Origin of the sequence: Actinomadura madurae, from assembly GCF_047130825.1 — a bacterium.
GTDB lineage: Bacteria > Actinomycetota > Actinomycetes > Streptosporangiales > Streptosporangiaceae > Spirillospora > Spirillospora madurae.
On the sequence record NZ_CP083237.1, the window covers coordinates 2760556 to 2783435 of the forward strand.

Consider the following 22880-nt stretch of genomic DNA (forward strand, 5'->3'; position numbering starts at 1 on the left):
CATGACGTCGAATCGTCACAACAGGAACGGCGGGCGGACCGACGACGACGCCGTGCTCGACGCGGCGCGCGACTGCGTGCTGGCCGTCGGGATGCGCCGCACGACGCTGACCGACATCGCGCGCCGGGCCGGGGTGTCCCGGATGACCCTGTACCGCCGGTGGCCGGACGTCCGCACGATCGTCGCCGACCTCATGACCCGCGAGTGGACCGGCATCGGCGCGGCACTGCAGCCGCCCGACGACGGCCGCCCGGTCCGGCCGAGGATGGTGGACGGCCTGGTCACCGGCGTCCGGACGCTCCGGGAGCACCCGCTGCTCCGCAAGATCATCGAGGTGGACCCGGAGCTGCTGCTGCCCTACCTGCTGGACCGCCGCGGCGCCAGCCAGGAGGCCTTCCTGGCGTGGTTCGAGGAGGCCATCGCCGCCGGCCACCGGGACGGGACGATCCGCCCCGGCCACCCCGGCCGGCAGGCCCGCGCGCTGCTGCTCGTCGTCCAGTCCTTCGCGCTGTCCGCGCCGATCATGATCGACGCGGACGACCCCGCCTTGGACGCCGACGCGCTCGACGCCGAACTGCGCCACATCCTGGAGAGGACGCTCGCGCCATGAACACCACCGGACCCGACCCGCGGACCTCGCTCAACGCGGCGCGCCGGGAGCGCGACCTCGCCGCCCTCCCCGGCGAGGTGGTGGACGTGCTGGTCGTCGGCCTCGGCGCGACGGGGGCGGGCGCCGCGCTGGACGCCGCCTCGCGGGGGCTGTCGGTCGCCGCGATCGACGCCCGCGACCTGGCGTTCGGCACGTCCCGGTGGAGCTCCAAGCTGATCCACGGCGGCCTGCGGTACCTCGCGCAGGGGCAGGTGGACGTCGCGCACGAGAGCGCCGTCGAGCGCGGCGCGCTGATGCGGCACACGGCCCCGCACCTGGTGCGCGCGCTGCCGTTCGTGCTGCCGCTGACCCCGCTCGTGCCGCGCTCCCAGGCGCTGCTCGCGGGCGGCGGGATGCGGGCCGGGGACCTGCTGCGGTTCGCCGCCCGCACCCCGCGCTCGGTGCTGCCGGGCCCGCGCCGGCTGTCGGCGGTCGAGACGCTCCGGCTCGCGCCCGCGCTGCGCCCCCACGGGCTGCGCGGCGGGCTGCTGTCGTGGGACGGGCAGCTCGCCGACGACGCCCGGCTCGTCACGGCGATCGCGCGGACCGCCGCCGGGCACGGCGCCCGGGTGCTGACCCGGTGCCGCGCGATCGGGCTGGCCGGGGACGGCGCGCTCGTCCGGGACGAGCTGACCGGCCGGGAGTTCGCGGTGCGGGCCCGCTCGGTGGTGAACGCGGCGGGCGTGTGGGCGGGCGGCCTGGTGGACGGGGTGCGGCTGCGCCCGTCGCGCGGCACCCACCTGGTGATCCGGGCCGAGACGCTGCGCGGGCTCACCGCCGCGATGCACGTCCCGGTCCCCGGCGCGAGCAGCCGGTACCTGCTGGTGATCCCGCAGGGCGACGGCCGCGTCTACGTGGGCCTCACCGACGAGCCCGCGGACGGGGCCATCCCGGACGTCCCGGAGCCGACGGAGGCCGAGATCGGCTTCCTGCTGGACGTCCTGGACTCGGCGGTGGACGTCCCGGTGCGCCGCTCCGACGTGATCGGCGCGTTCGCCGGCCTGCGCCCCCTCCTGGACAAGGGGGACGGCGGCGACACCGCCGACATCTCCCGCCGGCACGCGGTCCTGACCTCACCGGACGGCGTCGTCACGATCGTCGGGGGCAAGCTGACCACCTACCGGCGCATGGCGCAGGACGCCGTCGACGCGGTCGTGCGCGCCCGCGGGCTGCCCGCCGGGCCGAGCCGGACCGCGCGCCTCCCCCTCGTCGGCGCCGCCCCCCGCGCCCGGCTGGACGCGCTGGACGCGCCCTCCCGCCTGGTCCAGCGGTACGGGACCGAGGCGCCGCTGCTGACCGCGCTCGCCGCGGAGGACCCGGCGCTCCCGGAGCCGGTCGTGCCGGGACTGCCGGTGACGGGGGCGGAGCTCGCGTGGGCCGTCCTGCACGAGGGCGCCCTCGACGCGGACGACCTGCTTGACCGGCGCACGAGGATCGGTCTCGTCGCCTCAGACCGGGAGGCCGCGCTGCCGGCGGCGGAGGCGCTCGTGTCCCGGGCGGCACATCACTGAGACCTCCGTCACCCCTCGGGTCTCACCTTTCATGGTTTGGACGCGGTTTATTAGGTTAACCTTACCTAATCGCATCCAAGATCAACGGGGGGGACCAGGGGTGACGGGCACCAAGGGCTGCGGGCACTGCCCGGGGAGCCACACGGGCGAGCGGCCGTGCCTGGCGACCGCCACCGTGAAGGCCGGCGCCTGGCTGCTCGTCGAGCACCCCGGCCCCTGGCCCGAGCACGTCGAGGACCTCTCCGGCCCGGCCCCGGTCGCCGAGGTCGTCCGGGCCGCGAAGAAGGCGGGCGTCCGGCCGCAGCTGATCCGCCGGCCCGGCCGCCGCCGCCCCACCCCGCCACTGCAGGTCTACGCGGGGAGCGCGCGCGGGGGCGAGGCCTGGATCGAGGGACGCGAGCTCGCCGACCCGGGCGAACTCGCGCTGCTCGACCTGCGCGCGCTCGCCGCGGGCCGGTCACCGGGCCTCGGCGACCGGGTGGCGGAGCCGGTCCTGCTGGTCTGCACGCACGGGCGCCACAACGCGTGCTGCGCCCGCACCGGGGCGCCGCTGGCCCGCGCGCTGGCCACACGTTTCGATCGCCTCATCTGGGAAACCACCCACGTCGGCGGTGACCGATTTGCGGCGAATTTGGTATGTCTTCCCCACGGCCTCTCGTACGGCGACCTCGGCGAAGCGGAGGCGACCACGGCGGTGGACGCCTACCTGCGGGGCGAGGTGGTCCTCGAAAGGCTGCGCGGACGGGCCGGGACGCCCGAGCCGGCGCAGGCGGCCGAGCACTTCGTCCGGGAGCACACCGGGTGCCTCGGCCTGGACGAGGTGGCGGTGGAATCCGTCATTGGGACATCTCCGTACGAAGCGGTCGTTGTCGCCCGGCAGAGCCGTTACCGGGTGATCATGGAGGCCGTCCAGCAGCCGGACCCGTGCGGCACGGGCTGCGGGGAGAACCAGAGAACCTACGTTGTTAGGGAACTCACCCTTCTCAACGAGGCCGCCCTCGTGTAATCTCCTGGAGGCCCCATTCGAGGGTCTCCCTGTCGCACGTCCCCACGTTTCCGGAGTAACCGGGCGGGGAACAGAGCGGCAACTCCAGACGTTGGAACTTTCGGCGCTTCTGACTCATGTCATCTGAAGTACGTCGAGCGTCCATGTCCCGAATTTGTTCGAAACCAATCAAGGTGGGTGTTCCATGGCTCAGGTACGTCGGCAGGCAAACCTCCCTCGTCCCAGCTGGGGCTGGCAGGACGCCGCGGCGTGCCGGGGGGAAGACCTCGTCCTCTTCTTCGGTCCCGATGGCGAACGCCAGCCCGAGCGCGAGATCCGCGAGCGCAAGGCCAAGCAGATCTGCATGGGCTGCCCCGTTCGCACGGAGTGCCTGGACTACGCGGTGTCCAGGCCCGAGAAGTACGGCACCTGGGGCGGCCTGAACGAGGACGAGCGCGCGTCCGAGCGCCGTCGCCGGATGCGCCGCGCCAACGCCGCCTAACCGAGAACGCAGGCCGCCAGAACGCTCCCATCGCGATCCCCGGCACGCCACCTGAAACGTCACGGCCCCGCCCCGCGGGGCCGTTTGCGTTGCCCGGGCCCGGTCCCTCCCGGCCGGGCCCGGCCCGTTCGTCACATGTGCGTTACGGCTTGACACATCGTGCCACGACATACCGCGCGGCCGCCTTTTACCGCATCGGGCATCGCGCCGTGGCCAATTTTCGGGAATTCGCGCGGACACCATTCGGCCCGGACCCGGCGTCCGCCGCCGGGACGGCCCGCCCCCGGGACCCCCCGGCAGGCCCTCGGGACGGCCTCGGGACGCCCTCTCGCGCCCGCGGTTCAGGCCGTCCCCGGCGCCCCTCCGGCCGGCCGCCGGCCGCGGTCCAGCCACGCGATCACGTCGTCGTCGGTGAGCTGGTCGAAGTCGCGGTACCACTGGCCCACCGCCCGGAACTCCCACGGCGCCGCGGGCACCACCAGGTCGTCCACCTCCGGCTGCAGGCTCCGGACCGTCTCGGCGGCCCCCACCGGCACCGCGAGGACCAGCCGCGACGGGCCGCGCTCGCGCATCGCCCGCACGGCAGCGCGGGCGGTGCCGCCGGTGGCCAGCCCGTCGTCCACGACGACCACCGGGCGTCCGGCGGTCTCCGGCAGCGGGCGGCCGTGCCGGTAGGCGGCCACGCGGCGCGCCAGCTCGGCGCGCTCGGCCTCCACCGTGCGGGCCAGGTCCTCCTCGCGGAGCCCGAGCCGGGCCAGCAGCTCGGCGTCGAACACCGGGGCGCCGCCCTCGGCGATCGCGCCGACCCCGAGCTCCGGCTGCGGCGGATACCCGATCTTGCGGGTCACCAGCACCTCCAGCGGGGACCCGAGGCGCCGGGCGATCTCGTAACCGACGGGCACGCCCCCGCGCGGCAGCGCGAGGACCGCGGCGCCGTCCAGCCCCATCGGGGCGAGGCGCTCGGCGAGCACGCGGCCCGCCTCGGCGCGGTCGGCGTAGGGGAGCCGGACGGTCTGCGCCTGCTGGAAGTCTCCGGGTGCTGTCTTGTCCCAGGACATCGGCTCACCCCCTTCCGGGGTGATCCCTACCCACTCAGGAAGCGGTGAGCCACCGCAGCGGGTTGTCTCGCAGGATCGTGCGCAGTGTGGCGTCGTCGGCGCCGGCCGCCCGCAGGGCGGGCAGGAACGTGTCGAAGAGGTACCCGTACCCGGAGCCGCCGTAGCGGGTGACCTGCGCCATGCGCGAGACGCCGGTACTGAGCAGCACCCGGTCGGCGTGCCCCGCCTCCAGCAGGTCCAGCACGCAGCGGACGCGGGCGCCGACGGAGGCGCTGCCGTCGCCGGCGAGGCCGAGCGTCCCGAACGAGACGTAGCCGCCCGTCTCGGCGATCTTGCGGTGCTGGCCGGGGTCGTCCACCCGGTCCTGCTGGCCGACCGCGACGCGCTCCGGGGCGAGCCCGGCGCCGGTGAGGATCTCCAGCTGGGCGAGGCCCGCCCGCCCGTACGTCGCGACGGACAGGCCCGAGTAGCGGGCGGCCTGCGCGGCGGCGCGCAGGCACAGCTCCTCGGTCTCGGTGGGCGCCTCGCCCCAGGTGCCGATCTCGCCGATGACGCCCGGCAGCGAGTTGGTGCCGTCCATGCCGAAGCCGACCTCGGCGAGCAGCCGCTCGGCGAGGCGGTCGACGGCGGAAGGGCCCCAATGCTCATTCTGGGGGGTCGTCCCCCCAGAATGAACCGCCGTGGCGGCGGCGAGGGTCTCGCGGACGAACTCGGGGTGGAACGGCTCGGTGAACACGCCCGTCCCGGCGACCACGGCGACCCTGGCGCCCGCGCTGATCCGGGCGAGCGCGGCGGCGTTGCGTCCCATGCCCGAGCACGTCAGGTCGACGACGAGGCCGAGGCCGTGCTCCTTGCGCAGCCCGGACAGCTCCCGCTGGACGGCCTTCTCCTCGTCCAGCCACCGGCCCGGGTCGGACGCCGCGAGTTGCGGGCGCGCCGGCCAGCGCAGGTCCATCTGCAGGTGCTCGTGCGAGAGCACCGGCCCGGTGATGTCGGACGTCGCGATCGTGCCGGTCACGGTCCGGAGCCGGCCGGTGTCCTCACGGGGGGTCATGCCACGCGAGGGTACGACATGTTTGCCCTTTTCAGGACCTCAATCGAGGCTGTTTTTACCCGCGGGCCCCTGGTCAGGGGATTCCGGCGCGTCCTCCGCGTCACGGAGGGCGCGCACCCGGGCGGTGTCGCCGCTCGGCCACAGCCGGTCGATCTCGGCGTTCAGCGCGGCCCCGATCAGCACCGCGAGCGCGGCGACGTACAGCCAGGCGAGGACCGCGATCGAGGCGGCCAGCGGGCCGTACACCGACACCCCGCTCAGCGACCCGGCCAGGTAGAGCCGCAGGCTGAAGCTGCCGACGATCCAGATCAGCAGCGCCAGCACGCCGCCGGGCACCTGGCGCCACCAGGACGTCCGCACCGGGATGCTCACGTGGTACAGCAGCGAGAGGAAGATGATCGACAGGCTCACCACCACCGGCCAGTACAGCAACTGGACCGCGGCGGCGCTCTCCGGGAGCACCTGCCGCACCAGCGTGGGGCCGGCCACCAGCAGCGGGATGACGATCAGCATGACGAGCAGGCCGACCAGGTAGAGGAAGAACGCGCGCAGCCGGGTGCGGATCACCCCGCGCACGCCGGACAGCCCGTAGGCGATCGTGATCGTGTCGACGTAGACGTTCGTCGCCCGCGACCCCGCCCACAGCGAGATCAGGAAGCTGACCGACACGATGTCGGGACTCCCGCCCTTGATCACGTCGTCGATCAGCGGTTCGACGACCGAGTCGACGGCCGGCCCGGTCAGCACGGTCTGCGCCTGCTCGATCACCCAGTTGCGGATGTCCGCCACGGTCTCCCTGTCGAACAGGCCGCGCAGGTGGCCCATCGTGCCGATAAGCCCGATGACGAGGGGCGGCAGGGACAGCAGCGCGAAGAACGCCGCCTCGGCGGCCAGGCCGGTCACCCGGTAGCGGAACGCGCCGACGGCGGTGCCCTTGGTCAGGGTCCACGCGACCCCGGGTGCCGCCCGCGCGGCCGCGCGGGAACGCGCGAGCGCCCGTTCGCCCAGGCTCGGCTCTTCGGGTGCGTCCGGCTCTTCCCGCGTGTCCGGCTTTTCGCGTGCGTCCACGTCCGGCTCTGCGCGCACGTCCGGCTCTTCGCGCACGCCGGGCTCCGCGCGCACGCCCGGATCGGGGCCGTCGCGGCCCTCCTCGGCGCCCGAGTCCCCGGCGGGTGGGACGCCGGCGGCGTCGGAGACGGTGGTCACACCACCCCACCGTAGAGCGTTACGCGCCCGGAACATGCCGCCTCGCCCATTTCACTGGTCCGCTTCGCGCGTGGCGCGCCGATCGCCTCCCCCGTCCCGCCGATCCGCAGTCCCGCCGCCCGGCCTCTGCACGTCTCCCTGCCCATACCCGCTTTGACGCCGCGGAACGTCATCCGGATCATGATCGTCCTCGTCCGGCCACCGGATGATCCGGGCATTTGCCTCTATGGGTGACAATGGGAGACATGATCTGCCCGTCGTGCCGAGAGCACCGCCACGAGGAGTGCCGTGGCGGGTCCTGGTGCGACTGCCAGCATCGCCCGGAGCCCGCGACGCCCGGCGACGAGCGCCGCGACGACGGGCCCGCGACCGGCCGGGACGGCGAGCCTCCGGTGAACTGGAGGCGGCAGGGATGACGAATCTCACCCGTCCGCATGCCGGACGCGGCTGGACAGCCCGCGAGACGTCATGTCAGAGTTCGAGTATGACTGCCGCGGACCCGCTGCTGGCCAAGCGCCGGCACGTCGACTTCCTCCGCGTCCGCAGCGCGATCTGTCGCTGACGCCCCGACCACGCCCCAGCTCAGCCGGGCGCGTGGCGCATCGGCGTCACCTTTGACTTCATCCTGCTCAGCGTCGAGCCGGCTGCCTCAGAGCGCCGGTGCGCTACGCGTCCCTCACGATCACAGACGAGGACGCGCGCCGTGCCACCCGCGATCAAGCGCAAGAAGGCCGAGGGCCAGTGGGCCCTCGGTTACCGGGAACCGCTCAACAAGAACGAAGAGAACAAGAAGAACGACGACGGCCTGAACGTCCGCCGCCGCATCATCGACATCTACTCCAAGACCGGCTTCGACTCGATCGACCCGGCCGACCTGCGCGGCCGTTTCCGCTGGATGGGCCTGTACACCCAGCGCAAGCCCGGCATCGACGGCGGCAAGACCGGCGCGCTGGAGGACGAGGACCTCGAGGACCGCTACTTCATGATGCGGGTGCGGATCGACGGCGGCCAGCTGAGCGGCCCGCAGCTTCGCACGATCGCCGACATCTCCACGCGGTACGCCCGCGGCAGCGCCGACATCACCGACCGGCAGAACGTCCAGCTGCACTGGGTGCGGATCGAGGACGTCCCGGCGATCTGGGAGGCCCTGGAGACGGTCGGGCTGCACACGATGGAGGCGTGCGGCGACGTCCCGCGCACCATCATCGGCTGCCCGCTCGCGGGGATCGCCGCCGACGAGGTGATCGACGCGACCACCGACCTGCGCGAGATCCACGACAAGTACATCGGCTCGCCCGAGTTCTCCAACCTGCCGCGCAAGTACAAGACGGCGCTGTCGGGATGCACCGCGCACTGCACCGTCCACGAGATCAACGACATCGCGTTCGTGGGCGTGGTGAACGAGGCGGGCGAGACCGGCTACGCGCTGTACGTCGGCGGGGGGCTGTCGACCAACCCGATGTTCGCGCAGAGCCTCGGCGTGTTCGTGAAGCCGGAGCAGACCAGCGTGGTGTGGCACGGCGTCACGTCGATCTTCCGCGACTACGGCTACCGGCGGCTGCGCAGTCGCGCGCGGCTGAAGTTCCTGATGAAGGACTGGGGCGCGGAGAAGTTCCGCGAGGTGCTGGAGAAGGAGTACCTCGGGTTCGCGCTGCCGGACGGCCCCGAGCCGGCCGCGCCGCTCGCCCGCCGCGACCACGTCGGCATCCGCCCGCAGAAGGACGGGAACTTCTACGTCGGGTTCGCCCCGCGCGTGGGCCGGGTGAACGGCGAGCTGCTCGGCGTCATCGGCGACCTCGCCGAGCGCTACGGCTCGGGCCGGGTCCGGACGACCATCGAGCAGAAGATGGTCATCCTGGACGTCCCGGAGGAGAACACCGAGGCGCTCGCCGACGAGCTGGCGAAGCACGACCTGCAGGTGCGGCCGTCCACGTTCCGCCGCCAGACGATGGCGTGCACGGGCATCGAGTACTGCAAGCTCGCGATCGTCGACACCAAGCAGCGCGCGATGGACCTGATCGACGAGCTGGAGAAGCGGCTCCCCGACTTCGACCAGCCGCTGACGATCAACGTCAACGGCTGCCCGAACGCCTGCGCCCGCATCCAGGTCGCCGACATCGGGCTGAAGGGCCAGCTGGTCGTGGACGAGAACGGCGACCAGGTCGAGGGCTTCCAGATCCATCTCGGCGGGCAGCTCGGCGCGTCGTTCGGCAAGAAGGTCCGCGGGCTGAAGACCACCTCGGCCGGGCTCACCGACTACGTCGAACGGGTCGTCCGCAAGTTCGACGCGCAGCGCACCGACGGCGAGACGTTCGCCGAATGGGTGCACCGCGCCGACGACGCCGACCTCAAGTAAGGGCGGGCGGAGACCGATGAGCGAGCGCATGGCGCCGTTCTACTGCCCTTACTGCGGCGAGGAGAACCTGGAGCCCCGCGAGGAGCACGGCTCCTGGTTCTGCCCCGACTGCCTCCGCTCTTTCACGCTGAAATTCCTCGGTGTCGGGGCTCCCCGCACCGCGAGCAAGGAGATCCCTCGGTGACCCTGCTGGAGACCGACAGACCTACCCTTGACCTCGAAGACATCGTCGAGTCGGCCGCCGCCGCGCTGGAGGGCGCGCCCACGCTGGAGGTCATCCGCTGGGCCGCCGCCACGTTCGGCGACCGTATCTGCCTCACCTCGTCCATGTCGGACGCGGCGCTGATCCACCTGGTGTCGAAGGTCAAGCCCGGCATCGACGTGCTGTTCGTCGACACCGGCTACCACTTCGCCGAGACGATCGGGACCCGGGACGCGGTCGAGGCCGTGTACCCGGTGAACGTCATCAACGTCGCCCCGTCCCGCACGGTCGAGGAGCAGGAGGCCGCGCTCGGCCCCCGGCTGTTCGGCCGCAACCCGGACCTGTGCTGCCACCTGCGGAAGGTGGAGCCGCTCGGCCGCGCGCTGGAGGGCTACATGGCCTGGTTCAGCGGCATCCGCCGGGACGAGACCGCGAGCCGCCGCGACCGCAGGGTGGTCGAGTGGGACCGCAAGCGCGGCATGGTGAAGGTGAACCCGATCCTGGACTGGTCCCAGGAGGACATGGACAACTACATCGAGGACAACGGGGTCATCATCAACCCGCTGCACTACGACGGGTACCCCTCGATCGGCTGCGAGCCGTGCACCCTGCCGGTGGCGCCCGGCGAGGACCCGCGCAGCGGCCGCTGGGCCGGGCTGGGCAAGACCGAGTGCGGCATCCACCTGTGAGCGTCCCCATGGTCGCGGTGGCGCACGGGAGCAGGGATCCCCGCGCCGCCGCCACCGTCACCGAGCTGCTCGGCGCCGTCCGGGCGCGCCGCCCGGACGTGCCCGTGCACGCCTCGTTCCTGGACCACGCGCCGCCCGCGCCCGACCGGGTGCTGGACGGCCTGGCCCGGGACGGCGCGCCCGGCGCGGTCGTGCTGCCGCTGCTCCTCACCGCCGCCTACCACAGCAAGACCGACATCCCGGGCGTGCTGAACCGGGTGCGCGGCCTGCATCCGAGGCTGCGCCTGCGGACGGCCGGCACCCTCGGCCCCCACCCGCTGCTGATGGACGCCCTGGAGCGCCGCCTGCGCGACGCCGGCGTCGAGCCCGGCGATCCGGACACGGCCGTCGTGCTCGTCTCGGCGGGCTCCAGCGACGCGTCCGCCAACGCCACGATCGCGGGCCTGGCCCGCGGCTGGCGGGCGCGCGGGTGGCGCGACGTGGTGCCCGCGTACGCGTCGGCGGCCGGCCCGAAGCCGGGCGAGGCGGTCGCGGCGCTGCGCGACGCGGGCGCGCCGCGGGTGGCCGTGGCGTCCTACTTCCTGGCGCCGGGCTTCTTCGCCGACAAGGTCCGCGAGGAGACCCTGACCGCCGGCGCGGACGTGGTCTCCCCCGTGCTCGGCGCGGCCCCCGAGGTCGCCGATCTCGTCGTGCACCGCTACGCCGAGGCATTGCGGGCCGTCCGCGCCGCCATGGCCGTCTGAGACGTTCGGGCCCCGCATGCCCGGGTATGCGGGGTGCCATGGAACGCGATGATCCCGGCCACGAGCCCGGCGAGACGCACGACCGCGAGTTCGCCCCCGTGAACCGGCGCTCCGACGCCCGCGGCCGCACCGTCCCGGACGGGGAGGAGACCAGCGGCACCGGTACGCCGGGCGTGGAGACCGAGCACCCCGACACCCTCCCGCCGGACGAGGAGGGCGTGCGCAAGGCCGAGCGACACGACGACTCCCGCCGATCGCCGGGCTAGTGGCGGTCCTTCCACCAGGTGGTGATGGCGCGCCGCAGCGGGGCGTGGTGCTCGTCGTCGACGATCTTGACATCGCCCATCACGGCGTGCGCGGTGACCTTGACGACCGGGACGCGGGCGCCGGGGTGCGGCTCCCGGACGGCCACCTTGCGGTCGCCCAGGAAGTTGTGGCCGCTGAGCTCGACGCTGACGCCGTCCGGGACGATGATCTTCACGTCGCCCATCACGGCGGTCGCGGAGATGTGCACCTCGCCGCTCGGGACCTGGGCGCCGCGCAGGTCGAGCTCGACGTCGCCCATCACCGACACCGCCTCCAGCGGGCCGTCGATGCGGCCGACGATGCGCTCCTTGCAGTCGCCCATGACGGCGCTGAAGCGGCGCTTGACCTGGACGGGCGCGGGGCAGGCGCCGGGCGCCCCCAGGCCGGGCAGGTCGGCGGTGATGTGCTCCAGCTCGCCGCGGGTGACGGCCGCGTAGGCGGCCTCGCTGCGCTCGGTCAGTTCCTCGAAGGTGAGCCGTCCCTCGACGGAGGCGATCCGCAGCCGCTCCACGACGGCCTCCCGCTCGGCGTCGGACGCGCGGATCGCGTCGGGCGCGGCACCGGGCGCGCCGGTGGCGTCCAGGTGCTCGGAGGGCTCGGGAGCGTCCTGCCGCCGGTCCAGCGGGCGGCTCGGGCAGGGCCGCTCGGGGTGCGGACTGGACTGACTCATGGTTCCGAAGGTATGCCCCTGGCGCCGCCGGACAATCCGCCGCGGGAACGAGATCGCCCCACCCCTTGAGGAGGATGGACCTCCCGACCTCCCCGGAGGCATGATCGTTTCTTGCCCGAACACGGTTCTGTATCCTGCGGTTGAACGTCGGGTGACAGGGAGCGGCAGGGTGACGCACGAGGTCTTCAACCAGGTTCCGCCGCTCGCCGGGCACGACGTGGCCGACGACGCGGTCCTGCTGGACGGCCTGGCGCGCGAGGGCGGCGGCTGGGCCGAGGCCGAGGTGCGGGCGCTCGGCCGGCTGGCGGGCACCGAGCGGGCGCAGGAACGGGGGCGGCTCGCGAACGAGCACCCGCCCGTCCTGCGCACCCATGACCGCTACGGGCACCGGATCGACGAGGTCGAGTTCCACCCGGCGTGGCACGAGCTGATGGCCGTGGCGGTGACGCACGGCCTGCACGGCTCCGCCTGGGCCGACTCCCGCGAGGGCGCGCACGTCGCCCGCGCCGCGAAGTTCTACACCTGGCGGGTGGACGCCGGGCACGGCTGCCCCATCTCGATGACGTACGCGGCCGTCCCCGCCCTGCGGCAGTCCCCCGAGCTCGCCGCGCAGTACGAACCGCTCCTGGTCAAGCCGGAGTACGACTTCGGGCTCCGCGCCCCGCTCACCAAGAACGCGCTGCTGGCCGGCATGTCCATGACCGAGAAGCAGGGCGGCTCCGACGTCCGCGCCAACACCACGCATGCCGCCCCGCAGCCGGACGGAACCTATCGGCTCGTCGGCCACAAATGGTTCACCAGCGCCCCGATGTGCGACGTGTTCCTCACGCTCGCGCAGGCGCCCGGCGGCCTGACGTGCTTCCTCGTCCCCCGCGTCCTGCCGGACGGCACGCTGAACCCCCTCCGGCTGATGCGCCTGAAGGACAAGCTCGGCAACAGGTCGAACGCGTCCTCGGAGGTGGAGTACGAGAACGCGGTCGCCTGGCGGGTCGGCGACGAGGGTCGCGGGGTCCGCACCATCATCGAGATGGTCAACATGACCCGGCTCGACTGCGTGATCGGCGCGGCGTCCGGAATGCGGCACGGCGTCACGTCCGCGGCGCACCACGCCGCGCACCGCAAGGCGTTCGGCGGCTACCTGATCGACCAGCCGCTGATGCGCAACGTCCTCGCCGACCTCGCGATCGAGTCCGAGGCCGCCACCATCACGATGCTGCGCCTCGCGGGCGCCACTGACCGCTCAGTGCGCGGGGACGCGGCCGAGACCGCCCTCAAGCGCCTCGGCCTGGCCATCAGCAAGTACTGGATCACCAAGCGCTGGCCCGCCCACGCCGCGGAGGCCTTGGAGTGTCTGGGCGGCAACGGCTATGTCGAGGAGTCCGGCATGCCGCGCCTGTTCCGCGAGAGCCCCCTCAACTCCATCTGGGAGGGCTCCGGCAACGTCGCGGCGCTGGACGTGTTGCGGGCGATGGCCAAGGAGCCGCAGACCGTTGAGGCGCTCTTCGACGAGATCGAGCGCGCCGCGGGCGCCGACCGACGGCTGGACGCCGCCGTCCGCGAGGTCAAGACCTCCCTCGGCGACCTGGCGACCATCGAACTCCGCGCCCGCCGCGTCGTCGAACGCCTGGCACTGACACTGCAAGGGTCCCTGCTGGTGCGACACGGCCACCCGGCCGTCGCGGACGCCTTCTGCGCCACCCGCCTCGCAGGCGACTGGGGCACCGCCTTCGGCACCCTCCCCCCAGGCCTGGACCTCGCCCCGATCATCGCCCGCACCACCCCAAAACTCGGCTGAAGCGACTCCACGATCATGCGGGCCCCACCAGCACGCCGCTGGAGCACGCAAGCATGGCGGCCAGCGGCGCGAACCGCCCGGCGGGACGCTCCCGCGCCGGCAGGCTCCCGCGGCGGGTTGTCGGCCAAGGTCCATCCGGCCTGCGAGCGGGGGCGGATGCCGTTGTCATGGTGGTGACGGCAGGGCAAGCGCGGCGGCGCCCCGCAGCGTTCCGCAGGTGCCGGAACCCGGCCTCAAGCGGCGGTCCGCTCATCTTCCCCGGCTGAGCCCAAAGCCGACGGTCAGGCCTGTGAGCTTCATCGTGGCCAAATCCGCGACGGATCCACTAGTGACAGCGGTCACTCCGCCGGGTAATGTAGCGAACGCTACATACAGAAGAACCCATGGCGGGCCGTGACCGGGCTCGGCGCACCCCTCGCCGTGCTCGACCTGCCGTGACAGTGGCCGGAACGCTTCCGGCCGACCTCACTCTCGTCCGTCTCGACCAGCACATCGCCTGGCCGGGAGCCGGCGGCACCCGCCCGGTGCCGTCCTCGGCCCCGCCCCCAGGCGCCCTGATCGGCCGGCGCCTCGCTTCCCGCCTCCCGAAAGCGAGCGGCGCTCTGAGGGCAACAGGAGAAGAACCAATGGCATATACACCAGTGACCGATGTAAGTGGCACAGCAACCGGCGCCTCGGTCGGCGGCGGTCACTGCGGCGCGATGGTCGGGCCGTTCGCGGACGGAACCTGGTCGCAGTCCCGCCGGGATGCGCCCGTCGAGAAGGCGGGCACTCCGGTATGGATGGATCCGCCGGCCGGCACCGACGCCGAGACCGTCTTCTTCCGCCTGTTCTGCCCGGCCTGCCTGACCGCCGCCCACTCCCGCGTCGCGCCGGTCGATCACCCGGTGGTCGCCCGAGTCGTCCGGTCGTTCGCATGACGGCCGGGCAGAGCCGGGTGCTCCTGCGAATCGAGGGGCTGACCAAGTCCTTCGGTGCCACCCGCGCGCTGGACGGCGTGGGCCTGACGATCCACGCCGGCGAGGTGCTGGCGGTGGTCGGGCACAACGGGTCCGGCAAGTCCACGCTGGTCAAGATCATGGCCGGTTTCCACACCGCGGACAGCGGCACGATCGACCCCCACGGCGAGCCGGGGCCGCCCACCGAGCTGCGGTTCATCCACCAGGACCTCGGCCTGGTCGAGACGATGTCGACCCTGGAGAACCTGGGGCTCGGCGGCGGACGCGACCGGGCACCGTGGCTGCCGTTGCGCAGGGCGGCCGAGCGACGGGTGGCCCGCGAACTCACCGCACGGTTCGGCATCGACATCGACGTCGACGCCGAAGTCCGGGAGCTTTCACCGGCGGAACGGACGATCGTCGCCATCGCCCGCGCCCTGCGCGGCTGGCACCAGGACCAGAACATGCTGCTGGTGCTCGACGAGCCCACGGCCGCGCTGCACGGCGCGGAGGTCGACCGGCTGATGGCGGTCGTCCGCCGGGTGGCCGAGCGCGGGGCCGGTGTGCTCTTCATCTCGCATCGGCTGGACGAGGTGCTGGGCGTCGCGGACACCGTCCTGGCACTGCGGAACGGGCGGATCGTCGGCAACCTGCCCCGCGCAGAGGTCGACTATGCGGGACTGGTGGAGCTGGTCGCGGGCGGATCCCTCGACGCCCTGGGGCGCCGGGACACCGGACACGGGAAGCCGGTGCTGCGTGTACGCGGCCTTGCGGGCCGATCGATCGTCGACCTCGACGTCACCGTGCACGCCGGCGAGATCGTCGGCGTGGCGGGCATCCTCGGGTCCGGGCGGGACGAGGTCTGCGCCACGATCTTCGGCGGCCGGCGGCGCAGCGCCGGCACGGTCGAGCTGGCCGATCACCCCCTGGACCCCGGCGACCTGCGGGAGGCCGTCCGCCGCGGCGCGGCCTTCGTGCCGGGAGATCGGCACCAGGACGGCGCCGTGATGACCATGACCGCCACGGAGAACCTGATGACCGTGCGGGTACCCGGGGCGGAGAGCCGGTGGAGTCGCCTGCGGAAGGGACACGAAGCCCGCGAGGCGGCGACGTGGTTCTCCACCTGTGGTGTGGTCCCGGCGGTGCCCACGATGGAGCTGTCCCGGTTCAGCGGCGGCAACCAGCAGAAGGTCGTCCTGGCCAAGTGGCTGCGGACGCGACCGCGGCTGCTGCTCCTGGAGGAGCCGACCCAGGGCGTGGACGTCGGCGCCAAATCGGTCATCCACCAGCTGATCGCCGAGACGGCCGCTGCGGGCACGGGCGTGCTCGTCGCCTCCTCAGAGGCCAAGGAGCTCGCGGAGTTGTGCGACCGCGTCCTGGTCCTGGACGACGGAGTGGTCGGCGAGGAGCTCGCCGGGGACGAGCTCACGGAGGCCCGGATCCTCACCGCGAGCGTGCGCGCATGAGCGGCGTACGCATCACCCCGGAACCGACCGGAACGAGCACAGGAGAGCGCGAGCGCATGTCCGTCACCAGTCCCCCGGCACCCCACCGCGTATGGCGTGATCTGCGGCGCACCCTCGCGTTCCGCAACATCAGCGCGATCTACATCTTCGCCGCGATGGTGGTGCTGTTCTCGATCCTGACGCCGGACACCTTCCCGACGCTGGAGACCGTCCGGGTCATCCTCACCGACCAGGCGCTGACCGCGATCCTGGCGATCGGGCTCGTCATCCCGCTCGCGGCGGGGGCCTTCGATCTCTCGATCGGGTCGCAGCTGGGCCTCGGCGCCATCATCGTCGCGTGGCTGCTGGCGTTCCAGGACCTCGGGCTCTGGGCGTCCGTCGGCGGCACCCTGCTGGTCGGCGCGGGCGTGGGCCTGATCAACGGCCTGCTCATCGTCAAGGCGAAGATCAGCTCGTTCATCACCACGCTCGGCATGAGCTCGGTCATCCTGGCGGCGATCTCCTGGATCTCGCACGACGCCCAGATCACCGACCTCGGCAGTGACTTCCAGAAGGTCGCCACTCATGAGGTCTTCGGGATCTCGACGGCGGTCTACCTGATGGTCGTGCTCGCCGTCGCCGTCTGGTACGTCCTCGACAACACACACCTCGGCCGCGCCGTCCACGCGACCGGGGGCAACGCCAACGCGGCGCGGCTGGCCGGCGTGCGCACCGACATGGTGGTCATCCTCAGCATGGTCGCCGGCTCGTTGCTCGCCGCCGTCGCCGGTGTCCTGCTCAGCTCGTCACTGGCGACCGGCGACCCCACGGTCGGCCCCGGCTACATGCTGCCGGCGTTCGCGGCCGCTTTCCTCGGTTCCACGCAGTTCCGCAACGGCCGCTTCAACGTGCTCGGCACAGTGGTCGCGGTGTACGTCCTCGCGACCGGCGTCAAAGGGCTCCAGCTGGCCGGCGCGCCGGTCTGGATCCCCGAACTCTTCAACGGTGTCGCGCTGCTTCTCGCGGTCGCGGTCACCAGGCTGCGGAAATCCGCCGACCGTACGCGGAAATCCCGCACGCCCGCAGCCGGCTGACATCCCTCTTCCACCCCTCCTCCGAAACGAAGGAACAACCATGAGACCACGTATGCTCGCATTCGGCGGCAGCACGGCCATGCTGGCGGCTTTCACATTCCTGACCGGCTGCGGCGGCAGCGGCACCAACGCGTCCGCCGCCATTCCAGACAGTGCGCGGCAGAAGGCACAGGCCATCGTCACGCCGCTCATCGGTAAGCCGAGCGAGTTCCCCATCACCGAAAAGCTCGCCGCGCCGGTCCCGGCCGGCACTCGCATCGCGTACGTCGACAACGGCAATGCCCTGGTGTCGCTGATGTACAAGTTGATGCAGCCCGCGGCCAAGGAACTCGGCGTCACGCTGTACGCCGTCCGTGCGGGCACGTCGGCCAGCGGTGTGCAGAGCGCCTTCAGCACGGTCGTCCAGCAACGTCCCGCCGCGGTCATCAACACCGCCATCGACCCGGCGCTCTGGGACAACCAGCGCAAGCAGCTCGTGGCCGCCGGTGTCCCGGTGGTCTCCCTGGGCACGGTCGCCGGACCCGATTCCGGGCTGATCCAGCCGAACGGTGCAGCGGCGTTCGAAAAGCAGGGCCGGCTTCAGGCCGCCTATCTGGTCGCCAACAACGACAAGGCGGTCCACGCGGTGCTGTACGTGCACAACGAGCTCGCCTATGGAACCGCCGTCCGGCGCGGCTTCGAGACCGAGCTCAAAGAGCTGTGTCCAGCCTGCACCGCCCGGGTCGTGCAAATCCCGATCGCCGAGGTCGGCAACAAGGCCCCCGAACGCATCGTGAGTGACCTGCGGGCGAATCCGGACACCGACGCGATCGTCTTCCAGTCGTCGGCGGCCGCCACCGGCCTGCCCGCCCGCCTCAAGGTCGCGAATCTGCAGAACACTCAGATCGTCGGCGCCAACCCGCTGCCGACCAACCTGCAATATCTGAAGGACAAGCAGACGACCGTGGAGTTGGGAGCGGACCTCAACACCCTGGCCTGGACGGCCATCGACACCGCCGCCCGCCTCATCATCAAGCAGAAGCTCCAGCAGAACGTGCTCAATGGCGAGGCGCTGGGGCAGCAATTCCTCCGCCCGGAGGACGTCACCTTCGATCCTGCGCGCGGCTTCGCCGCGTATCCGGACACCGCACGTCGATTCACGGCACTGTGGGGCAAATAGGGTGACCCCGACCGGAGGACGGCCTTCCACGGTCGGCCCGGCCACCCGGCAAGGTCCCGCTGCGGAGGCCGCCCTTCCCGTGCCAGCGGCCTCTGGAGTGCGCGCACCACTCGATCAGCTCGGTAGGCAGTGGTGACGGGGCGGCCCTATCATGGCCGCATGGTGAGGGGATCCCGCTCTGCGACGGCCACCGTCGGTGAGAACAGCCGCGCGGCCGTCCTGAACGCGGCGCGGGCCCTCATCGCCGAAAAAGGGTACGACGGCATGGCCATTTCGGATCTGTGCGCGCAGACCGGGCTCCCGCCCAGCTCGATCTACTACCACTTCGGAAACAAGCTCGGCGTTCTGGCGTCTCTCCTCGAACGCACATTCGAGGAGTTGCACGCCCTGTTCCCCAGCCCGTCGTCGTTCGACCACCTCGCGCCGCTCGAACGGCTCGAAGCATGGTTCACGGCGGCGTGCAGGTCCCTCGACGAGAGGCCCGACTACCTTCGCCTCCTGCTTGTCATCAGCGTGGGCCCGCACAAGGACGCCGCGGCGGTGCAGGAGACCGTGCGCCGCATCCGCGACTACGCTCACCTTTCCTGGGTGGAAGCGCTCGCGCCCATCTTCGCGCCGGATGGCGGCAAGGACGACGAGGCCCTCGTCGAACAACTGGCCGTGCTCGGGCGGGCCCTGACGGACGGCCTGTCTGCGACCAACAGCCTCGACGGTCTGACCTACAGTTCGCAGGTCGCACCGTTCATCGCCCTGGTCCGCGGTCTTGCGGAGCAGCGCGGCTCCGCCGGAGCCGGTCAGCGGCCGTAGGCCTCAAGCAGCCGGAGCCACACCTCGCTGACGGTGGGGTAGGCCGCAACAGCGCGCCACAGCCGGTCCAGCGGGATCCCGCCGACGACCGCGATCGTCGCCGCCTGTAGCAGTTCGGCGACCTCGGGACCGGCGAGCGTGAAACCGACGATGACCTTCCGGTCCTCACCGGCGGCGTACAGCCACCCGTCGCCGATCGGTGCCCGTCCTCCCCGACGACCCGCAGGGTGTCATCGACCGTGAGCCAGGCACCAGGCGTCCGTCACCGATCCCGCCGAGGACGGCGTGGACGGCCCGTTCACGCACGGGGTCATGGCCTGCCCGCCCGGCAGCGGTTCCGGATCCTCGGCCGTTCAGGGGTTGACGCTGTGCCGGCCCCCGTTCGCGGCCCGGCCGAGACGGATCGCCGAGATCAGGAAGAAGATGCCGCCGGGAATGGCGTAACCGGCCGCGTTGGTCAGCGTCGGGTCATCCGCGGAGGCACCGACGATGAACGAGCCGCCGGCGAGCACGGAGACGGCACCGCTGATGATCATCGGCCACTGGCCGCCCATCGTGCGGCGGGTGACGCCCACGATCAGCTGGACCAGCCCGGCCACGACCGCCCAGGCGCCCCACACGCGCAGGACCGCCGGGATGCCGGACGCGCAGGCGGCGGCCACGCCGACCGCGGTGAGCAGGCTGACCGCGATGTTCACGTACAGCAGCACGGGCGAGCCGGTGCGGCGCGCCGCGCGGGCGTCGACGATGGCGGCGGCCGCGTCGAACAGCGGATACAGCACGAGCAGGGTGACCGCGAGCGGACCCAGATCCGAGGCGGTCGTGAACATCACGAGGGCCCAGACGACGGCGAACCCGAAGCGGGCGAAGTACAGCCGCCGCAGGCTGAAAGCAGTCCCGGCGATGCTGTTCGAAGCGATGGTGGTCACAGTGGTCCCTTTCGACCAAGGAGGTAAAACGAACGTTCTGTCTATTGCACGGCAGCGTCGGTACGGAGGGATCCACTCGGTCGGGATCGACCGGATCGTCGCCGGGGCGCAGGTGACGCGGGCCGCTACTTCCCCGGCAAGGAGGACCTCGTCCTCGCCTATCTGAGCGAGGTCGACCGGGCCACGCGCGCTCAGGCGGACGACGCCGTCTCCCGCGGGCTGCCGGCGGCCGGCACCGTCCGGGCCCTCAGCGAGCCCATCGCGCGGGACATCCGGTCCCCCGGGTTCCGGGGATGCGCGTTCCTGAACACCGCCTCCGAATTCTCCGGCCCCGACCATCCGCATCCGGGCGCGCCGCCGAGCGGAGGCGGCGACATCGCCGGTCGATCAGCGAGAACCTCCGTTCTTGAAAGATCATTCGGCGGGACGGCGCGCCGCGGTCCTGGGTCAGGCCCAGTTCCGGTACTCGTCGTGGGGGAGCGGATGGTCGGCGGGGACGACGCGGGAGTTGACCGCGGTCAGGCAGCCCGGGCAGAAGAGCTGCCGGAAGACCACCTCCGCATCGACGTACTCCGACGGGTCGTGCCAGATGTGCGGGCCCGCTTCGGTCGGGTGCGCGTCGCGGCGCGCCAGGGCCGCGACGAACGCGCCGCGGGCCAGCGGCCCGATCCGGGTGCCGCAGTGGACGCACACGACCACCCCGCCCTCCGCCGTCTCCAGGACGGCGAGGTTGTCGTCGAGCCGGCGCATCCCCGCCAGATCCAGGGTGCCGATCGGCTCGGGCTCCGCGCCCGGCAGTCCGGCACCGGACGCGCGCCGGTGCCGGATCTTCCGGCGCGCCTCGTCGGTCGCGGTCACGTCCACCTCACCGTCCTCCCTGAAGACGACGCCGTAGACGTCCCGCGCGGCCGCTGCCGAGACCCGGGCCTGCCGGACGTCGTCGCGCACGTTCCCGGCCGGGCGGAGCATGGGGTCTCCGTACCCGCCGCCCGCCTGCCAGTGCAGGTAGAGCGCGTCGCCGGGGTCGAAGGCCGACTCCCCCTCGCAGGGGAGCACCTCGCTCTCGCCGCCGAGTTCGTCCAGATCGGCGGGGATGGCGGACGCACCGGCGAGCTGCGGCACGTCGATGCCGCGCACCACCAGGTCGAGCTGGGAGTTGCCCGGATAGCCGCCGGCCAGGCCGACGTTCTGGTTGGCGACCTTGCCGGTTCCGGAGACCACCAGGTGCATCGTCCCCTTCTGGTCCGGGTGCTGCACGTAGCAGACCGAGCCGCTCATCCCGCCCCGCTGCCGGCCCGGCCCGCCGGAGTCGGTCTGCTCGCGGCGCCACAGGGCCACGAGAGGGTAGAGGTACTCGGTCATCTCGACGTCAGGTGCCCGCGCCGAGGGGATGATGAGCCGGCCGCCGGTGTCGACACCGTCGTGGTACACCTGCGCACCGTATCCGCCGGCCATGACGTCGAAGACGGGCGACACGAAGCCCTTGCTCCCACCGCCTCGGACGTCCACCCCGGACACCACGCACAGGTCGGTGGTGCCGTTGCAGATCGACTGCACGTCACCGCGGTGGCCGGGTTCGGCGTCGAGCATCTTGGCGAGTACCTCGGCGACGAGGTTGCCCGATCCCCACGCGGGGCCGAAGGGCCCCTTCCCGACCGCGGCCGGGAAGGACGCGTTGGTGATGGTGTCCTCGTCGGTGACGATCTCGAAGCAGCGCATCAGCCCGCCGGCGGCCCACGGGATGTCCCCGGCCAGCAGGGGCAGCATCGTGAAGACGATCCCGGCGCGCAGTCCCGGGTAGGGGCAGTTGATGACGCCGGTCTGCCCGGCGGTTCCGCGGAAGTCGAAGACGAGCCGGTCGTCCTCCTTGGTCATCGCGACCTTGATCGGGTGCAGGTCGCGGTCGCCGGTCCGCGACTGCTCCTGGTAGCCGACCGCGGTCCAGGTCCCGTCCGGCAGGGTGGCGAGCTTGGCCCGCAGCCGGCGCTCGGCGTCGTCCATCATCCGGCGCATCACGATCTTGACGGTGTCCGCGCCGTACTTGGCGATGAGCCGGAGGATCTGCTCGGCCGCGTTCTTGTTCGCTGCGATCTTGGCCCGCAGGTCGAGCCCCACCAGGTGCGGGAGCCGCGAGCGCCGGACCCAGGCGTCGGCGACGTCCCGCTGCAGCACCCCGTCCCGGACGACCTTCATCGGCGGCGTCGGGAGCGCCTCGCCGAACACGTCCCGAGCCGACGGGCTGAAGGAGCCCGGGCGCGGTCCGCCCAGGTCGACCTGGTGCGCGATGGCCGTCGTCCAGCCGAACAGCCTGCCGTCATGGAAGATCGGCGCCAGGATCGCGGCGTCGTTCTGGTGCAGTCCGCCGCCGATCCACGGGTCGTTGCACAGGAACATGTCGCCCTCGCCGATCCCGGGGTTGTCGCCGCGGTTGCGCAACGTCCACGTGATGGCCAGGTCCATGGAGCCGATCAGGCCGATGTTGTAGGTGCCGACCTGGACCTGCTCGCCGAGCTCGTCGCAGATGGAGAAGTTGAAGTCGTTGGACTCGGTGACGACGTGCGAGCCCGACATCCGCCGCAGCGTCTCCCCCATCTCCTGGGTGATCGCCCAGAGCCGGTGCCGGACGACCTCGTAGGTCAGGGCGTCGACCCGGTCCGCCCGGTCGTCGTCGACGTCGTGCAGCGGCAGCGCGGGGGAGATCTGGCGCAGCAGTTCCGCACGGGGAAGGGGCCTGCTGGTGAACTCGTCCGCCCCGGGGATCGTGGATGTCATGGAAGCCGTC

The 22880-nt window shown here is 72.2% G+C and carries 23 protein-coding genes; 16 read left to right on the top strand and 7 right to left on the bottom strand.

Annotation, left to right across the window (positions count from 1 at the left end; translation table 11 throughout):
• The first annotated feature begins 1 nt into the window (after position 1).
• The 4 genes from K8Z49_RS12415 (at position 2) to K8Z49_RS12430 (ending at position 3647) form a co-directional block, all read left to right on the top strand.
• Positions 2-610, top strand: coding sequence for a TetR/AcrR family transcriptional regulator (locus tag K8Z49_RS12415; protein WP_412518840.1), 609 nt, complete (start codon positions 2-4; stop codon positions 608-610).
• Positions 607-2160 (top strand): glycerol-3-phosphate dehydrogenase/oxidase, encoded by a 1554-nt coding sequence (locus K8Z49_RS12420; protein WP_412518842.1) that lies wholly within the window; start codon positions 607-609, stop codon positions 2158-2160. The genes K8Z49_RS12415 and K8Z49_RS12420 overlap by 4 nt, the downstream gene beginning before the upstream one ends.
• A gap of 100 nt (positions 2161-2260) precedes the next feature.
• Positions 2261-3166, top strand: a complete 906-nt coding sequence (locus K8Z49_RS12425) for a sucrase ferredoxin (protein ID WP_412518844.1) — start codon at positions 2261-2263, stop codon at positions 3164-3166.
• 184 nt (positions 3167-3350) lie between these two features.
• The gene (locus K8Z49_RS12430) at positions 3351-3647 is read left to right on the top strand and encodes a WhiB family transcriptional regulator (protein WP_021600082.1); all 297 of its coding nucleotides are present in this window, start codon (positions 3351-3353) and stop codon (positions 3645-3647) included.
• Positions 3648-3988: 341 nt separating this feature from the next.
• On the opposite strand, the gene K8Z49_RS12435 is transcribed toward K8Z49_RS12430, so the two are convergent.
• Genes K8Z49_RS12435 through K8Z49_RS12445 form a run of 3 tightly spaced genes read right to left on the bottom strand, consistent with a single transcriptional unit; the run spans position 3989 to position 6965 of the window.
• Positions 3989-4705, bottom strand: coding sequence for a phosphoribosyltransferase (locus tag K8Z49_RS12435; RefSeq protein ID WP_075020348.1), 717 nt, complete (start codon positions 4703-4705; stop codon positions 3989-3991).
• 34 nt (positions 4706-4739) lie between these two features.
• Entirely contained in the window at positions 4740-5759 is a 1020-nt protein-coding gene (locus tag K8Z49_RS12440; protein WP_412518847.1) for a phosphotriesterase, read from the bottom strand.
• A 39-nt stretch (positions 5760-5798) separates the two neighbouring features.
• On the bottom strand, positions 5799-6965 hold the full coding sequence (locus tag K8Z49_RS12445) for a YihY/virulence factor BrkB family protein (protein WP_412518849.1): 1167 nt from the start codon (positions 6963-6965) through the stop codon (positions 5799-5801).
• Positions 6966-7210: 245 nt separating this feature from the next.
• On the opposite strand from K8Z49_RS12445, the gene K8Z49_RS12450 reads away from it, so the two are divergent.
• From K8Z49_RS12450 to K8Z49_RS12475, 6 genes are all read left to right on the top strand, one after another.
• Positions 7211-7381: a hypothetical protein gene (locus K8Z49_RS12450; protein ID WP_161791054.1), complete on the top strand. Its 171-nt coding sequence runs from the start codon at positions 7211-7213 to the stop codon at positions 7379-7381.
• A gap of 287 nt (positions 7382-7668) precedes the next feature.
• A complete protein-coding gene (locus tag K8Z49_RS12455; protein ID WP_075020345.1) occupies positions 7669-9321 on the top strand; it encodes a nitrite/sulfite reductase in 1653 nt (550 codons plus the stop codon).
• A 16-nt stretch (positions 9322-9337) separates the two neighbouring features.
• Positions 9338-9505, top strand: a complete 168-nt coding sequence (locus K8Z49_RS12460) for a hypothetical protein (RefSeq protein WP_021599342.1) — start codon at positions 9338-9340, stop codon at positions 9503-9505.
• On the top strand, positions 9502-10212 hold the full coding sequence (locus tag K8Z49_RS12465) for a phosphoadenylyl-sulfate reductase (RefSeq protein WP_021599343.1): 711 nt from the start codon (positions 9502-9504) through the stop codon (positions 10210-10212). The genes K8Z49_RS12460 and K8Z49_RS12465 overlap by 4 nt, the downstream gene beginning before the upstream one ends.
• An 8-nt stretch (positions 10213-10220) precedes the next feature.
• On the top strand, positions 10221-10955 hold the full coding sequence (locus K8Z49_RS12470) for a sirohydrochlorin chelatase (protein ID WP_412521043.1): 735 nt from the start codon (positions 10221-10223) through the stop codon (positions 10953-10955).
• 38 nt (positions 10956-10993) lie between these two features.
• Positions 10994-11221 (top strand): hypothetical protein, encoded by a 228-nt coding sequence (locus K8Z49_RS12475; protein ID WP_021595442.1) that lies wholly within the window; start codon positions 10994-10996, stop codon positions 11219-11221.
• Here K8Z49_RS12475 and K8Z49_RS12480 read toward each other — a convergent pair.
• Positions 11218-11931: a DUF1707 SHOCT-like domain-containing protein gene (locus K8Z49_RS12480; protein WP_021595441.1), complete on the bottom strand. Its 714-nt coding sequence runs from the start codon at positions 11929-11931 to the stop codon at positions 11218-11220. The genes K8Z49_RS12475 and K8Z49_RS12480 overlap by 4 nt on opposite strands.
• A gap of 169 nt (positions 11932-12100) precedes the next feature.
• On the opposite strand from K8Z49_RS12480, the gene K8Z49_RS12485 reads away from it, so the two are divergent.
• From K8Z49_RS12485 to K8Z49_RS12510, 6 genes are all read left to right on the top strand, one after another.
• The gene (locus K8Z49_RS12485) at positions 12101-13726 is read left to right on the top strand and encodes an acyl-CoA dehydrogenase family protein (protein ID WP_412518853.1); all 1626 of its coding nucleotides are present in this window, start codon (positions 12101-12103) and stop codon (positions 13724-13726) included.
• Between the two features lie 641 nt (positions 13727-14367).
• Complete coding sequence (locus K8Z49_RS12490; RefSeq protein WP_412518855.1) at positions 14368-14646, top strand: hypothetical protein; 279 nt, start codon at positions 14368-14370, stop codon at positions 14644-14646.
• Positions 14643-16130 carry a sugar ABC transporter ATP-binding protein gene (locus K8Z49_RS12495; RefSeq protein WP_021593129.1) on the top strand — a complete coding sequence of 496 codons (1488 nt, stop codon included), beginning with the start codon at positions 14643-14645 and terminating at the stop codon, positions 16128-16130. The genes K8Z49_RS12490 and K8Z49_RS12495 overlap by 4 nt, the downstream gene beginning before the upstream one ends.
• On the top strand, positions 16127-17203 hold the full coding sequence (locus K8Z49_RS12500; RefSeq protein WP_081842846.1) for an ABC transporter permease: 1077 nt from the start codon (positions 16127-16129) through the stop codon (positions 17201-17203). Before K8Z49_RS12495 ends, K8Z49_RS12500 begins: the two co-directional genes overlap by 4 nt.
• A gap of 40 nt (positions 17204-17243) precedes the next feature.
• On the top strand, positions 17244-18362 hold the full coding sequence (locus tag K8Z49_RS12505; protein ID WP_111831156.1) for a sugar ABC transporter substrate-binding protein: 1119 nt from the start codon (positions 17244-17246) through the stop codon (positions 18360-18362).
• Between the two features lie 159 nt (positions 18363-18521).
• Positions 18522-19169 (top strand): TetR/AcrR family transcriptional regulator, encoded by a 648-nt coding sequence (locus tag K8Z49_RS12510; protein WP_412518858.1) that lies wholly within the window; start codon positions 18522-18524, stop codon positions 19167-19169.
• Here the strand turns inward: K8Z49_RS12510 and K8Z49_RS12515 are convergent.
• The 3 genes from K8Z49_RS12515 to K8Z49_RS12525 all read right to left on the bottom strand — a co-directional run bounded on the left by K8Z49_RS12515 (position 19157) and on the right by K8Z49_RS12525 (position 22870).
• The gene (locus tag K8Z49_RS12515; RefSeq protein ID WP_218163609.1) at positions 19157-19366 is read right to left on the bottom strand and encodes a hypothetical protein; all 210 of its coding nucleotides are present in this window, start codon (positions 19364-19366) and stop codon (positions 19157-19159) included. The two genes, K8Z49_RS12510 and K8Z49_RS12515, sit on opposite strands and share 13 nt — an antisense overlap.
• Positions 19367-19522: 156 nt before the next feature.
• Positions 19523-20098, bottom strand: coding sequence for a hypothetical protein (locus K8Z49_RS12520; RefSeq protein ID WP_412518860.1), 576 nt, complete (start codon positions 20096-20098; stop codon positions 19523-19525).
• Between the two features lie 447 nt (positions 20099-20545).
• Positions 20546-22870, bottom strand: coding sequence for a hydantoinase B/oxoprolinase family protein (locus tag K8Z49_RS12525; protein WP_412518862.1), 2325 nt, complete (start codon positions 22868-22870; stop codon positions 20546-20548).
• Positions 22871-22880: the final 10 nt, after the last annotated feature.

Bases quoted from the DNA above. Each gene is read 5' to 3' on its own strand.
- K8Z49_RS12415 (WP_412518840.1), top strand. From the start codon at position 2: ATGACGTCGAATCGTCACAACAGGAACGGCGGGCGGACCGACGACGAC.
- K8Z49_RS12420 (WP_412518842.1), top strand. From the start codon at position 607: ATGAACACCACCGGACCCGACCCGCGGACCTCGCTCAACGCGGCGCGC.
- K8Z49_RS12430 (WP_021600082.1), top strand. From the start codon at position 3,351: ATGGCTCAGGTACGTCGGCAGGCAAACCTCCCTCGTCCCAGCTGGGGC.
- K8Z49_RS12435 (WP_075020348.1), bottom strand. From the start codon at position 4,705: ATGTCCTGGGACAAGACAGCACCCGGAGACTTCCAGCAGGCGCAGACC.
- K8Z49_RS12440 (WP_412518847.1), bottom strand. From the start codon at position 5,759: ATGACCCCCCGTGAGGACACCGGCCGGCTCCGGACCGTGACCGGCACG.
- K8Z49_RS12450 (WP_161791054.1), top strand. From the start codon at position 7,211: ATGATCTGCCCGTCGTGCCGAGAGCACCGCCACGAGGAGTGCCGTGGC.
- K8Z49_RS12460 (WP_021599342.1), top strand. From the start codon at position 9,338: ATGAGCGAGCGCATGGCGCCGTTCTACTGCCCTTACTGCGGCGAGGAG.
- K8Z49_RS12470 (WP_412521043.1), top strand. From the start codon at position 10,221: ATGGTCGCGGTGGCGCACGGGAGCAGGGATCCCCGCGCCGCCGCCACC.
- K8Z49_RS12475 (WP_021595442.1), top strand. From the start codon at position 10,994: ATGGAACGCGATGATCCCGGCCACGAGCCCGGCGAGACGCACGACCGC.
- K8Z49_RS12480 (WP_021595441.1), bottom strand. From the start codon at position 11,931: ATGAGTCAGTCCAGTCCGCACCCCGAGCGGCCCTGCCCGAGCCGCCCG.
- K8Z49_RS12495 (WP_021593129.1), top strand. From the start codon at position 14,643: ATGACGGCCGGGCAGAGCCGGGTGCTCCTGCGAATCGAGGGGCTGACC.
- K8Z49_RS12500 (WP_081842846.1), top strand. From the start codon at position 16,127: ATGAGCGGCGTACGCATCACCCCGGAACCGACCGGAACGAGCACAGGA.
- K8Z49_RS12505 (WP_111831156.1), top strand. From the start codon at position 17,244: ATGAGACCACGTATGCTCGCATTCGGCGGCAGCACGGCCATGCTGGCG.
- K8Z49_RS12510 (WP_412518858.1), top strand. From the start codon at position 18,522: ATGGTGAGGGGATCCCGCTCTGCGACGGCCACCGTCGGTGAGAACAGC.
- K8Z49_RS12525 (WP_412518862.1), bottom strand. From the start codon at position 22,870: ATGACATCCACGATCCCCGGGGCGGACGAGTTCACCAGCAGGCCCCTT.